This is a genomic window from Parabacteroides goldsteinii DSM 19448 = WAL 12034 (assembly GCF_000969835.1).
GTDB lineage: Bacteria > Bacteroidota > Bacteroidia > Bacteroidales > Tannerellaceae > Parabacteroides > Parabacteroides goldsteinii.
Window position 1 is genome coordinate 953,241 of the sequence record NZ_KQ033913.1, and the last position, 13,949, is coordinate 967,189.

Genomic DNA, 13,949 nt, shown 5'->3' on the forward strand with positions numbered 1-13,949 from the left:
TGCTTTATTTTATCTCCACCGTAATCTCTCTGCGGATAGTCGGGCGGACGATCATTTCCATTTTGTTTTTGCCCCGTTTAATTTCAAACGTACAGGCATTGTTGCCGGTCGGATTGACATAAGGAGCATAATAATATAGGTAGGAGAAACCTCCTACATTGCCTGACTTTTGTAAAGCGTCGGCAACCTGAGGGTATTGGAATGTATCCCAGAACATACAGCGTTTGAAGCCGTTTGCGTCCGTGAATTGTGTTTTAGGATCGCGGAATTTCATTGTTTTGGAAATGAAGTTCTTATAGCCTGCTGTAAATTCTTCGGCGGAATAATTCATTTTGTTGTCATTGATCTTTTCGATCACGTCACGCGGACGAAGTCCTGATGCATAAGCCGGCGAATTGCGGTCTACATCTATGATGAGTTCCAGGCGGTCGATGTCATAACTGATCCCGGTGTAATTATAAGTCTTCTGGTTTACCTTATATTGTACATTGCGACCATATTTTACATACGGATACTGCATCAGCATCAACGGCACATGGATACGGGCATATTCTTCCAGCTTGTAGGAGTCTTCCAGCAATTCGTTCGCCTCGCATTCCCAAAGGATGCGACCCGGAACAAATGCCTGGTCAATCATTCGGAAACCGAATTGTAACAGGTATTCTGCTTCAGCCTCTGCCGCCGAATTACCCAGGAACGGGAAAGAATCCATCTTACTCTGAGTAAAATTATAACGGAAAGTAGGCTCTTTCTCTATCTGTATCTTATTGGCTCCTTTGAAATTCGGATTCTTATCGAAGAAGTAGAATGTCTGTATCAGAATATCCGGTTGTGCGATATCCAGCACCAGTCCTTTTTTAGTCATTTCTTTCTCGATGCAATCGTTGATGGCACTTTCCAGTTTACGGTTGTTCTCATCTATCGCAGCGAAAGCAAATGTCTTGAATTTGCCGAAGCTTATAGAATCGGGTGTCACCACAGTCTTGAACGGACAGGTAAAAGTGCGTTCGCTGGTAGTTTCCAGACTGTACATGGAGAAAGCCGAAGCCAACTGGTCTTCAGTGATTGAGTTGACCTTCTTGCAATCCTTCTTAACCATTACTTGTTTGGTAGGAATGGATAGATTGGAGATGGTTAGTATCACTTCATTTTTACCGGCAGGATTCAGTAACTGGGCTATCTCCTGAGGAGAAACTTCTGCCGACTGCACCCCGTCTATCGCTTCTACAATATCACCTTGCTTAATTCCTGCAAGTTCTGCCGAAGAATAAGGGATAACTCCTGTAATGACAGGTTTGAACTTTCCCCAGTTGTTACTTTGGCTGATATCATATGTGAATCCTAATCTACAGATTGACGCGCTACGGTTCTGTGCATAACCGGTTAAGAATGCAAATAACAATAATATGGATAAAACAACTCTTTTCATAATGCCAGTAATTCTATTATAGTATTAATAATACCTGTTTATACCTAAATCTATAGGCAAAGGTAAAGATATTTTTGTTGAGTATGAATAGTTGGCAGCATATTTGATGTTATTCTGGTGTATGATCGTAAGGATAACTTTTTCTGCATCCAAAGTGTTAGTAGATGAAAGTTGTCGTATTATGCTGACAATTAGGTAATAATAAAAATATTAAGATAGTTATGAGCAAGATGAATTTTAACGGAAAGAAGGAAACGGCTGAAAAGAATGAATGTCAGAACAACGAAGAAGCGACAAATTTGCAGCAGGAACAGGAAAATGCGGCAGAAGAATGTGCGCAAACTGACAATGTGACCGAAGAGTTGGATGAGTTGAAAAAGAAGTATAACGAATTGAACGACTCTCATCTTCGCCTGATGGCAGAATTTGATAATTACCGCAAACGTACCCTGCGTGAAAAAGCAGACTTGATTAAGAACGGCGGTGAGGCAGCCCTGAAAAACTTACTTCCTGTAGTCGATGATTTCGAACGTGCATTACAGAATATCCGTAACTCGGATGATGTAGAAGCCGTGAAAGAAGGGGTAGAACTTATCTATTCCAAATTTATGGCTTATCTGGCCCAGCAGGGAGTGAAAGCTATTGAAGCGGTAGGCCAACCTTTCGACACCGAAATGTTTGAAGCTGTAGCTACTATTCCTGCTCCGGAACCTGGCATGAAGGGTAAAATCCTGGATTGTGTACAGACCGGATATACTTTAAATGACAGAGTGCTTCGTCACGCTAAAGTAGTAGTAGGAGAATAAGCAACATGCTAGAGGGCAAATAACAACAATACAAAGATGGCTAAAAGAGATTATTACGAAGTGCTGGAGGTGTCAAAAACCGCCACAGTAGAAGAAATTAAGAAAGCATATCGAAAGAAAGCAATCCAATTCCACCCGGACAAGAACCCCGGTGACAAACAGGCAGAAGAAAACTTCAAGGAAGCTGCCGAAGCGTACGACGTATTGAGTGATCCTCAGAAACGCCAGCGCTATGACCAGTTCGGGCATGCTGGAGTAGGAGGTGCATCCCAGGGAGGTGGCTTTGGTGGAGCCGGAATGTCAATGGAAGATATCTTCTCTCAGTTCGGAGACATCTTTGGAGGACACTTTGGTGGCTTTGGCGGTTTCGGAGGTTTTGGCGGAGGCTCACGTGGCGGCCGTCGTGTGAACCGCGGATCAGATTTGCGTGTGAAGGTAAAACTGAATCTGAAAGAGATCGCTAACGGAGTAGAGAAGAAGATAAAAGTTAAGAAATATGTACCTTGTAGCAAATGTCACGGTAGCGGAGCAGAAGACGATCACAGCTCCAAGACTTGTGAGACTTGCCATGGCAGTGGTGTCGTTACCCGTATTGCCAATACAATCCTGGGGCAGATGCAGACACAGTCTACCTGTCCGACTTGTGGCGGTGAAGGAAAGATCATCACTAAAAAATGTGCTCAATGTGACGGTGAAGGTGTTATGCGTGATGAAGAGATCATTACGATCAACATACCTGCCGGCGTAGCTGAAGGAATGCAGTTATCCATGAGCGGAAAGGGAAATGCAGCCCGCCACGGAGGTATAAACGGTGACCTGCTGATTTTGGTTGAAGAAGAACCGCATGCAGAACTGATCCGTGACGAGAATGACTTGCTGTATAATTTGTTGTTGAGTGTTCCCCAGGCTGCTTTGGGAGGAACCGTAGAAGTTCCGACTATCGACGGCAAAGCGAAGGTGAAGATCGAGCCGGGTACGCAACCGGGTAAAGTCCTTCGCCTGAGAAATAAGGGACTTCCTTCCGTGAACAGTTATGGAACAGGTGATTTGCTGGTAAATGTCAGCGTATATATTCCTGAAACATTATCAGCGTCAGAAAAAGAAACGCTGACCGGTTTGGATAATTCACCGAACTTCCAGCCGAATCGTACAATGAAAGAGAAGATCTTCAGCAAATTCAGACATATGTTTGATTAGAAGTATTCAACTATTCTCAGATAAATAAGAAAAGAGTAAAGTCGACTAACAGGAAGTTGGCTTTACTCTTTTTTATTATCGGTCTTGTCCCGGAAGGACAGGGCGGTGACTTTTCACATACCTCTTTTTTATAAAGCAATATATTACTGCCCTCATTTATTAGTTTCTTATTCCAAAGGATTTGCTTGTTTATCAATAAGCATTTTACGGAGTCGATGAACCTTAAAATGCTTGCCGATTTGTGTTGTCTATCATATCGCTTTATTACGGATGAATGCCTCTCTACAACTATTAATCAATGATAAATATACCATAAAGGAAATAGCTTATGAGCTGGGATTTACAGACGACGCCTACTTTTGCCGGGTATTCAAAAAGCACTACGGAATCATTCCCGGCGATTATAAGAAAAGGAGGGGAGAGGTTTTATTCTAAAAGCAAAACGTTATAAAAATCTGCTTCCCGTAGAAAAAACTCTATTGGTTGATTGTGAATTGATTACAGTTTCCTCGTAGTTCCGTGTTTAGGAAACTCCAGTTCCCTGCCTAGGAAACTACAATTTCCTGCGGAGGGAACTACAGTTTCCCAGGCAGGAAACGCGTGTTTCCTCCTAAGGAAACAGGAACGACTCTATAGGCGGGAATCAGAAAGTCCCGGACTCGTCCTTTAACCGGCCGAGAGACTGCCGGTAGCCGGTAATGATTTCTTCCATCACTTCGGCAACCGTTTCTTCTTTTCTGAACAGGGCGGCGACTTGTCCGATTTCCAGTTCTCCTTCTTCCAGATTGCCTTCGAACATACCCTTCTTGGCTCTGCCTTTACCTAATAAGGTACGCATTTCTTCGACCGATGCGCCCCGCGCTTCGGCTTCTTCTACGGCAGTTGTGAAACCGCCTTTCACCAGGCGGGTGGGAGCGAGCTTTTTCAGCAACAGCTTCGTGTCGCCTTCGTTGAGGCTGAGGCAGAGCTGCTTGAAGTTTTCATGGGCGGAACTTTCGGTGGTCAGTGCGAAACGTGTTCCTATCTGTACACCTTCGGCCCCAAGCGCAAAAGTGGCCAGCATGGCATCACCGGTTCCTATTCCTCCGGCCGCCATGAGCGGGAGGGAAGTGGCACGGCGTACGGCGGGAATCAGGCAAAGTGTGGTTGTTTCTTCCCGTCCGTTATGTCCTCCGGCTTCGAAACCTTCGGCAACAATCGCATCCACACCGGCTTCCTCACATTTGACGGCAAACAGGGAACTGCTCACCACATGGACGACCGTTATGCCGTGTTCTTTCAGGAACGGAGTCCATTTTTTGGGACTTCCCGCAGAGGTGAAAACGATTTTTACTCCCTCTTCGACCATCAGGTTCATCAGACTTTCGATTTCCGGATACATCAAAGGTACATTAACCCCGAAAGGTTTGTCGGTGGCAGTCCGGCATTTCCGGATATGTTCGCGTAATACTTCGGGGTGCATGGAGCCGGCTCCCAACAATCCGAGTCCTCCGGCATTGCTCACTGCCGAAGCAAGCCGCCAGCCGCTGCACCAAACCATTCCACCTTGTATAATAGGATATTTAATACCAAACAATTTACATATTCTGTTCATGGCTAATCTATTTATAATGTTAGGGGAACAAAGTAAAATAAAACTTACCTATCTTTGCGTGTCTGATTCTATAAATAATGTGGATATAAATTAATTCTTACAATATAACAGTTATGAATAAAGCGCTTATGGCTGCCGGTCTGGCAGTAGTTTTAGGAGCTTGCAACTCCTCGAAGAAAAGCGATGTGGCCGATGCCGCACCCAATCCGTTCTTTACGGAATATACGACTCCGTTCGGTGTTCCTCCTTTCGACAAGATAGAAGTGGCTCATTACAAGCCGGCATTTGAGAAAGGGATGGAAGAACAGAAAAAGGAAATCGATGCTATTGTCAATAATCCGGAAGAACCGACGTTCGAGAATACGATTGTCGCTTTAGATCGCTCAGGTGAATTGTTGACGAAAGTGATGTATGCTTTCAGCGGTCAGTCGAGTGTGAATACGACCGACGAAATACAAGCTCTGGAGCAGGAACTGTATCCGGTTCTTTCCGCCCATTCGGATGATATCAGCCTGAATCCGGCTCTCTTTACCCGTGTAAAAGTTGTGTATGACAAGCAGGCTTCAATGAACCTGAATAAGGAACAGAAGAAATTGCTGGAGGAAACCTACAAAGGTTTCGTACGTGGCGGAGCCAATCTCGACGCTGACAAGCAAGCCCGGTTGCGTGAACTGAATGAAAAGATATCTGTCCTGGAGCTGACTTTCGGGCAGAACGTACTGAAAGAAACGAATGCCTTCAAACTGGTTGTAGATAACAAAGAGGATTTGGCCGGACTTCCCGAATCGTTGATTGCCGCTGCTGCCGAAACTGCCGCTGCCGACTCAATGGAAGGCAAATGGATTTTCACACTCCACAATCCGAGTGTGATGCCTTTTCTGCAATATGCCGATAACCGTGCGTTACGGGAAAAGATATTCAAGGCGTATATCAACCGTGGAAACAATAGCAACGGGAATGACAATAAGAACGTTGTCAAAGAACTTGTAGCTGCCCGCCTGGATAAGGCCAAACTGTTGGGTTATGAAGACTTTGCCGCTTTTGTGCTGGATGAGAACATGGCAAAGAACGAGAAGAATGTGTATAACCTGCTTGACCAGATTTGGACTCCGGCGCTGAAAAAAGCGAAGGAAGAACTGGCCGATATCAATGCCGAAATAAAGAAGGAAGGCGGCGACTTCGAAGCCGAAGGTTGGGACTGGCGTTATTATGCGGATAAAGCCCGTCAGGCAAAATTCAATATGGATGAAAACGAAGTCCGCCCTTATCTGGAACTGAACCATGTGCGTGAAGGTGCTTTTTATGTAGCGAATAAGTTGTATGGAATAACTTTTACGGAAATCAAGGACATACCGAAGCCGGACCCGGATGCTTTTGCTTTTGAATGTAAGGATAAGGATGGTTCTTCACTGGGTGTCCTTTATATGGATTTCTATACTCGTCCGGGTAAAGGTGGCGGTGCCTGGTGTGGCGGATACCGTGATCAGAGTTATAAAGATGGAAAGAAAGTGCTGCCGGTCGTTACCACCGTATTTAATTTCAGTAAACCGGCTGCCGGGCAACCTGCATTGCTGAGTGCGGATGAGGCGGAAACCGTCTTCCATGAGTTCGGCCATGCGTTGCATGGGTTGTTTGCTGATGTTCATTATACCGGAGTAGCCGGTGTTCCCCGCGACTTTGTGGAATTGCCTTCGCAGGTAATGGAACATTGGGTGTTCGAACCGGAAGTGTTGAAAGTATATGCCAAACATTATCAGACAGGAGAAGTGATTCCGCAGGAGCTGGTTGACAAGATTGTGAAAAGCAGCAAATACGGACAGGGCTTTGCTACGGTCGAATATCTGGCCGCTTCCTTGTTGGATATGGATTATCATACCTTGAAAGAACAGCTGTCCGGCATGGATATCGAAGCCTTTGAAGCTGAAGCGATGAACAAACGCGGATTAATCCGCCAGATACCTCCGCGCTACCGTACTACTTATTTCGGTCATACGATGGAAGGTGGTTATACAGCCGGATATTACAGTTACATCTGGGCAGAAGTGCTGGATGCCGATGCTTTCGAGGCTTACAAAGAAACCGGCGATATCTTCAACCCCGAGGTCGCTTCCAAGTTCCGTAAAAATGTCCTTACCCCGGGTGGTATCGATGATGCAATGGATATGTATAAAAACTTCCGTGGCAAGGAGCCAGGCATTGAACCGTTGCTAAAGAACAGAGGGTTAAAATAAGATTTTTTTATTATCTTTGCGCATGTAACATGCTTAAACAGAACAATATGAAGAAAATGATTATGACAGCCGGCATAGCTGTTGCACTTAGTGCTTGCAGTTCGTCGGAGAAAAAGTCTGAAATCTTAGCTCCAGGAGATATTTTACTAACGGAGTTCACGACTCCGTTCGGAGTTCCTCCTTTCGATAAAATCGAACTGGAGGATTATATGCCTGCTTTTAAGGAGGCGATTGCGCAACAACAAAAGGAAGTAGATGATATTGTCGGTCAGACGGCTGCTCCCGATTTTGAGAATACGATTGTTGCTCTTGACCAGAGCGGTAGCCTGCTGCGTAAGGTCAATGCCGTTTTCAGCGGACTGAACAGTGCCAACACAAATGATGAGATGCAGGCGTTAAGCCGTGAGTTGTCTCCGTTATTATCAAAGAACAGTGATGATATCCGCTTGAACAAAGATTTGTTTGCCCGTGTAAAGACCGTGTATGATAATCGGGAATCTCTGAACCTGAATAAGGAACAGAAGAAGTTGCTGGAAGAAACCTATAAGAGTTTTGTCCGCGGCGGTGCGAACCTGGATGCAGAGCAACAAGCCCGTTTACGTGAACTGAACAGTGAGATATCCATGCTTCAGTTGACATTCGGACAGAATATGTTGAAGGAAACAAACGCTTTCCAATTGGTTATTGAGAATAAAGACGACCTTGCCGGCCTGCCCGAAAGCCTGATACTGAACGCGGAGGTTGCTGCCCGTGCAGCAGGGTTGGAAGGCAAATGGCTTTTCACTTTGCATAATCCGAGCGTGATGCCTTTCTTGCAATATGCCGATAACCGTGCGTTGCGTGAAAAGATTTTCAAAGGTTATATCAACCGTGGAAATAATGGCAATGATGCCGATAACAAAGATGTCGTGCTTAAACTGGTTACGCTTCGCCTGGAAAAAGCGAAGTTGATGGGATATGACGATTATGCCTCTTTCGTCCTGGAAGACCGTATGGCAAAAACGTCGGATAAAGTATATGCTCTGTTGGACGAAATATGGAAACCTGCCCTGGGGAAAGCGAAAGAAGAACTGGCTGATATCAATGCCGAAATAAAAAAGGAAGGCGGTAACTTCGAAGCGGAAGGTTGGGACTGGCGTTATTATTTCGAGAAAGCGAAGAAGGCTAAGTTCGATTTGGATGAAAACCAGGTTCGCCCGTATCTGAAACTGGAGAATGTGCGTGACGGTGCTTTCTTGTTAGCCAATAAATTATATGGTATTACCTTTACACCCATCAAGGAAATACCGTTGCCTCATCCGGATGCACAGGCTTTCGAATGTAAGGATAAAGATGGTACGCATCTGGGTGTTCTTTATATGGACTTCTTCCCGAGAGCCAGCAAACGCGGCGGTGCATGGTGCGGAACCTATCGTTCGCAGACTTATAAAGATGGCAAACGTCAGGGACCGGTCGTAACGATTGTATGTAATTTCTCCCAGCCGGCTCCGGGGCAACCAGCTTTGTTGAGTGCGGATGAAGCGGAAACATTATTCCATGAGTTCGGACACGGTTTGCATAACTTGTTTAAGGACGTACATTATTATGGTGTATCGGGTGTTCCCCGCGATTTCGTCGAACTGCCTTCACAGGTGATGGAGCATTGGGTGTTCGAACCTGAGTTACTGAAAGAATATGCGAAACATTATGAGACAAACGAAGTGATTCCGGCCGAACTGATTGAAAAGTTGGATAAGAGCGGAAAGTACGGACAGGGTTTTGCTACGACTGAATATCTGGCCGCTTCTTTACTCGATATGGATTTCCATGTATTGAAGGAAGTACATGAAGGTGCAGACGTCATGAAGTTTGAAGAAACTGTTTTGGGTGAACGCGGACTATTGAAACAGATACCTTCCCGTTATCGCACTACTTATTTCAATCACACGATGGGTGGCGGATATACAGCCGGTTATTATAGTTACATCTGGGCCGAAGTCCTGGATGCAGATGCTTACCAGGCTTATAAGGAAACCGGAGATATCTTCAATCAGGAAGTAGCTGCCAAATTCCGTGAATACGTTCTTACCCCTGGCGGCATCGACGACGCAATGGATATGTATAAAAATTTCCGTGGTAAAGAACCGAACACGGAACCGTTGTTGAAGAACAGGGGATTGAAATAAAGGTAAATGTAGTGTCGTTGGTAGGGGCGGTTCGCGAACCGCCCCTACAGGCACCATCATAATGAAACAGGCCGGTTCAATATTTTCTATCCATGTATCTCTATAATATAGGACGTATCAAACGTCTCTCCCGGCTGTAAATGTTGCATCCAGTCTCTGTCTTTATATTCCCCGGTGTAGTTAACACGGTCGCAACGGCCATACCAGGGTTCGATACATACGAAGGGTGCGTCCTTTGAGGGAGGCGACCAAAGGCCGACAACAGGCGCTGTGAAATATACCGTCAAATAAGAGCCGCCATCCTGTTTCAGTAAATCCACCCGCTTTACCTGGCTGTTTTCAAGAACTAATGCATCCTTATCGAAAGTATGTATATCCAATGGTAATAATCCTTCTTTGTCAAGTGAAAGCGGATATTCCTTGTCTCCGATACAACCTTTTTCCTGAATGAGTTTGTAGGAAAGTCCCTCATGCCGGTCGAAGGCAAAGAAGCCTCTTGAACTGCTGTCTTTATCATAATCAGGATAATAAAAAGCCGGATGCGCTCCAATCTGGAAATGCAGTTCCTCGTTTCCGGTATTTTTCACTGTCCATAAGACTTCTATCTGGTTTCCGGCCAGTTTGTATCCTATCTCCAGACAAAAGGGGAAAGGATATAATTGTAATGTATCCTCATTTTCCTGTAGTTGAAACCGCAATTCCGTATCAGTCTCTTTTATCAGTTTAAATTCCTGATCCCGTGCAAAACCGTGTTGTGATAACTTGTAAGTCTTTCCGTTATGGCGATATTCGTTGTTCCATAAACTACCTACGATAGGGAAAAGTACCGGCGAATGGCGTTTCCAGAAGGTAGGATCGGCCTGCCATAAATATTCTTTACCGGTTGCGTTGGCAACAATGCTGCTTAGTTCGGCTCCATGTGGCGACACCTGAATGGTGAGCGAATTATTCGATACTGTTTTCTTCATCAGATTTATTTGTTTATGTTATTTTCCGTTTCAGCAAAGTTAATGAACTTATTTTTTGATTCTCCCGCTCTTTTATAATAAAACAAAACAGAAAGCGTTAAAAGATCATTGAATAGTTGAAAATATGGAACTACACGAAACAAGATCATTTCTGATAAGTGGTATCGCGACTTTGCTTTGCCTCTGTTTTTCGCTCTCGGTAAAGGCCGGTGAACGGTATACGGATAACTCGGTATTGAGCAAAGGAAACTGGGTGAAAATACAGATAGAGCAGGATGGAATCTACAAACTTACTTCTTCTGAATTGAAGAAGATGGGATTTGACGATCCTTCGAAAGTTGCTGTCTATGGATATGGCGGCTGGCCTTTGGAAGAAGATTTCACAAAACCTTATGTGGATGATTTGCCTGCTGTCCCGGTGCTGAGAAAGGATGATTATATCCTTTTTTATGGGCGGGGAACGACGAAATGGGAAGCTCAGATAAGAAATGAAAATTTTACGCATACCAATAATCCTTACTCTGTGTATGGATATTATTTTCTGACAGACGGGGCGGAGGTTAAAGTCCCGGAGCAGATTAAATATGATAGAACTACCAGTGAGAGAATAGAAACTTTTGATGACTATTTGCTGCATGAAAAAGAGTTGGTTTCTATTAATTTATCGGGAAGGAGATTGTTTGAGAAGTTATCGCAGTCTACCCAGACTTTCAATGACTTTGGAAATCCGGAGACATTAGGGATAGTCGAAGGTGAAATTTATGTAGATTGCAAATTTGTACCACTCACTACAACATCAGAGGCACAAGGTGAAATTACGTTATCTTTTGCAGGAAATAAGCTGTATAATGGAAACACTTCCCTTCAAAGTGGGACATACACAAAAGGCAAGGATATGGAATTAGCCCAAAAATATGAATATAAGGCAGGGGATCATTTAAGTGTTAAGCTGGAGTATAAGAAATCACAGCAACCCAGTACCGATGGCTATGTCGATTATATCCGTTTGAATGTCAAACGTCAATTGAAGACTTACAATGAACCATATACATTTTTCCGTTCATTTAAATCCCGGAATCATATATCCCGGTTTGTAATAGAAGGCGCTAATTCAGCCTGTATGGTTATGGATATAACAGACCCTGCAAACTGTAAAATTATAGAAACAGAACTGACTGGCTCTACCATGTCTTTTACTATTCCGGAAAGTAATTCATTAAGAGAATTTGTTTTGATAAGGACTGATCGTACGGATTTTCCTGTCCCTGTCAGTAAAGGAGCGGTTGAGTGCAGGAACCTTCATGGCTGGTCGAATAAAGATATGATTATTATCTCTCCGTCTACTTTACGAAAAGAAGCGGAGAGATTGAAAGAAGCACATGAAACACAAGATGGTTTACGTGTGGAAGTGGTAACACCGGAAGAAATATATAATGAATTTTCAAGTGGAACTCCCGACGCAACAGCCTATAGAAGGTTTATGAAGATGTTGTATGATAAAGCGGCATCAAAAGAGGATCGTCCGAAATACTTGTTGCTTTTCGGAGATGGTGCTTACGATAACCGCTTTGTTACGGAATCATGGAGTAAGATGAGTGATAAGGAGAGAGAGAATTTCCTGCTTACCTTTCAGTCAGAAAATTCATTGGATGAAAAATCTTATGTGACAGATGATTATTTTGGTTTTCTGGATGATGCTTCTAATGGGAAAAGTGTAGAATCGTGTCCGGTGGATATAGGGATAGGCCGTTTCCCTATCCGTTCGGTTTCGGATGCCCGGAAGATGGTCAATAAGGTTATTCGTTATATGAATAATGAAGAACTGGGCATTTGGAAAAATGAAACTTGTTTTGTGGCAGATGATGGAAGTAATGCGGATAAAGTAAAAAAACAAGCGAATGATCATATGAAATATGCAAATGGAGCAGCTCAAACGGTTGAAGAGAAAGCACCGGATGTTCTGGCAAGTCGATTGTTTTTTGATAATTATGCCAAAGACTATTCTAGTTCAAATTCATATTCGGTCGTAACAGACGAAATGAATAAGAAGTTAAGAGAGGGATTGATGCTGATTAATTATACAGGGCATGGAAACACGACTTCGTGGTCTGATGAGAATGTTCTTACACTACCGATGATAGATAAATTCTCCTATCCCAAATTACCATTATGGATTACGGCTACCTGTGATTTTTGTCGTTTTGATGCACTGGCAACGTCGGCAGGAGAGAGCATTTTTCTAAATGAAAAAAGTGGGGGGATAGCATTGTATACAACTGTTCGAGTGGCTTACGGTTCTGAGAATGATAGAATAAATAATAGTTTCCTAGAGAAGTTATTCGATCAAAGTATGTATCCGGCTTTGGGCGATGTGGTCAGAAGTGTTAAGGCTGATAATAAATCATTAAGATCGAAAAACCTGAATTTTACCTTTATTGGTGATCCTGCTTTAAAGTTGGCTTTGCCTTCCCATAAAATACGTATTAATACGATTAATGGAAAAGATGCGGTTCAGAATTCAACTAATTTCAGAGCTTATGATGAAGTGACTGTAGAGGGAGAGATATTAGCTCCGGATAATTCGATAATTGATAATTTCAACGGAAAGCTGGAAGTGAAAGTGATGGATAGTAAAATCGAAATTACGACACGGAATAACTTCAGGAATGATACTGCTTTTAAATATATGGATTATAAAAACCTTGTTTATAAGGGCTCAACCCAGGTTCAGAATGGCAAATTCAGTTTCTCTTTTTATGTCCCGGGCAATATTTCTTATTCCGGTAAGGCCGGAAAGATGATTCTGTATGCTTCGGATAGCGAGCAGAAAATAGAAGCAAAAGGTAACTTTACGAATTATAAGGTACAAGGTACTTCTGATGATCCTTTGGACGATCACGAAGGTCCTGAAATAGTAAAACTTTATTTGAACGATTCGACATTTGTGAGTGGTGACAAAGTAAATACAACTCCGTTTTTCTATGCCCGGTTGTGGGATCAGACGGGAGTGGATATAACAGAAGGCGGTGTCGGGCATGATGTGATGCTTATGATAGACAATAAACCTTTTACCAGCTATAATCTGAATTCTTACTATGACAATATATTTGGCCGGAAAGGAGAAGGTGAAGTGAGATTCGGTATTCCGCAATTAAGTGCGGGAATGCATGAGGCTGTCTTTAAAGTTTGGGATGTCATGGGAAATCCAACAACTTACACGTTCCGGTTCGAAGTAGATGAGAGCTTGAAACCTTTCATCACCAATATTGTCGCAACTCCGACACCGGCAAAAGGTAATGTTGAATTCCATCTTACACACAACCGTCCCGAATCTCAGATGAAAGTCGGTATCATGGTCTACGACATTGCAGGCCGGCTGCATTGGAAACATGAGGAGACTGGTTCGTCCGAATTATTCAAAGATTATGTGATAGATTGGGATTTGAGAAATAATTCAGGAAGCCATGTCCGTCCCGGAGTTTATATTTACAGGGCTGCGATAAGCACTAATAATTCAAAGGAGGCAACGGAAGCAAAGAAGATGATTATTTTATGGTGA

9 protein-coding genes are annotated in these 13,949 nt (G+C 43.5%); 6 read left to right on the forward strand and 3 right to left on the reverse strand.

The annotated features are described in order from the left end of the window. Positions 1 to 4: 4 nt before the first annotated feature. Entirely contained in the window at positions 5 to 1,429 is a 1,425-nt protein-coding gene (locus tag HMPREF1535_RS16880; RefSeq protein WP_046146910.1) for a DUF4136 domain-containing protein, read from the reverse strand. Positions 1,430 to 1,650: 221 nt separating this feature from the next. On the opposite strand from HMPREF1535_RS16880, the gene HMPREF1535_RS16885 reads away from it, so the two are divergent. From HMPREF1535_RS16885 to HMPREF1535_RS26480, 3 genes are all read left to right on the forward strand, one after another. After that, positions 1,651 to 2,235, forward strand: coding sequence for a nucleotide exchange factor GrpE (locus tag HMPREF1535_RS16885; protein ID WP_007659266.1), 585 nt, complete (start codon positions 1,651 to 1,653; stop codon positions 2,233 to 2,235). Between the two features lie 36 nt (positions 2,236 to 2,271). Beyond that, entirely contained in the window at positions 2,272 to 3,432 is a 1,161-nt protein-coding gene (dnaJ, locus tag HMPREF1535_RS16890; RefSeq protein ID WP_010803395.1) for a molecular chaperone DnaJ, read from the forward strand. Positions 3,433 to 3,663: 231 nt separating this feature from the next. Then, positions 3,664 to 3,867, forward strand: a complete 204-nt coding sequence (locus tag HMPREF1535_RS26480; RefSeq protein ID WP_129699168.1) for a helix-turn-helix domain-containing protein — start codon at positions 3,664 to 3,666, stop codon at positions 3,865 to 3,867. Positions 3,868 to 4,075: 208 nt separating this feature from the next. Here HMPREF1535_RS26480 and HMPREF1535_RS16895 read toward each other — a convergent pair whose 3' ends face one another. Next, a complete protein-coding gene (locus HMPREF1535_RS16895) occupies positions 4,076 to 5,026 on the reverse strand; it encodes an NAD(P)H-dependent flavin oxidoreductase (protein ID WP_046146911.1) in 951 nt (316 codons plus the stop codon). Between the two features lie 113 nt (positions 5,027 to 5,139). Between HMPREF1535_RS16895 and HMPREF1535_RS16900 the strand changes: the two genes are divergently transcribed. Both HMPREF1535_RS16900 and HMPREF1535_RS16905 read left to right on the forward strand, forming a co-directional pair. Further along, positions 5,140 to 7,257 carry a M3 family metallopeptidase gene (locus tag HMPREF1535_RS16900; protein WP_046146912.1) on the forward strand — a complete coding sequence of 706 codons (2,118 nt, stop codon included), beginning with the start codon at positions 5,140 to 5,142 and terminating at the stop codon, positions 7,255 to 7,257. Positions 7,258 to 7,304: 47 nt separating this feature from the next. Beyond that, positions 7,305 to 9,422, forward strand: coding sequence for a M3 family metallopeptidase (locus HMPREF1535_RS16905; protein WP_044246806.1), 2,118 nt, complete (start codon positions 7,305 to 7,307; stop codon positions 9,420 to 9,422). 86 nt (positions 9,423 to 9,508) lie between these two features. On the opposite strand, the gene HMPREF1535_RS16910 is transcribed toward HMPREF1535_RS16905, so the two are convergent. Then, complete coding sequence (locus HMPREF1535_RS16910; RefSeq protein WP_046146913.1) at positions 9,509 to 10,390, reverse strand: aldose 1-epimerase family protein; 882 nt, start codon at positions 10,388 to 10,390, stop codon at positions 9,509 to 9,511. A 124-nt stretch (positions 10,391 to 10,514) separates the two neighbouring features. Between HMPREF1535_RS16910 and porU the strand changes: the two genes are divergently transcribed. Beyond that, positions 10,515 to 13,949 (forward strand): type IX secretion system sortase PorU, encoded by a 3,435-nt coding sequence (gene porU / locus HMPREF1535_RS16915; RefSeq protein ID WP_046146914.1) that lies wholly within the window; start codon positions 10,515 to 10,517, stop codon positions 13,947 to 13,949.

Excerpts from the sequence above, each read along its gene's own strand:
- HMPREF1535_RS16880 (WP_046146910.1), bottom strand. The coding sequence starts at position 1,429 with ATGAAAAGAGTTGTTTTATCCATATTATTGTTATTTGCATTCTTAACC.
- HMPREF1535_RS16885 (WP_007659266.1), top strand. The coding sequence starts at position 1,651 with ATGAGCAAGATGAATTTTAACGGAAAGAAGGAAACGGCTGAAAAGAAT.
- dnaJ (WP_010803395.1), top strand. The coding sequence starts at position 2,272 with ATGGCTAAAAGAGATTATTACGAAGTGCTGGAGGTGTCAAAAACCGCC.
- HMPREF1535_RS16895 (WP_046146911.1), bottom strand. The coding sequence starts at position 5,026 with ATGAACAGAATATGTAAATTGTTTGGTATTAAATATCCTATTATACAA.
- HMPREF1535_RS16900 (WP_046146912.1), top strand. The coding sequence starts at position 5,140 with ATGAATAAAGCGCTTATGGCTGCCGGTCTGGCAGTAGTTTTAGGAGCT.
- HMPREF1535_RS16905 (WP_044246806.1), top strand. The coding sequence starts at position 7,305 with ATGAAGAAAATGATTATGACAGCCGGCATAGCTGTTGCACTTAGTGCT.
- HMPREF1535_RS16910 (WP_046146913.1), bottom strand. The coding sequence starts at position 10,390 with ATGAAGAAAACAGTATCGAATAATTCGCTCACCATTCAGGTGTCGCCA.
- porU (WP_046146914.1), top strand. The coding sequence starts at position 10,515 with ATGGAACTACACGAAACAAGATCATTTCTGATAAGTGGTATCGCGACT.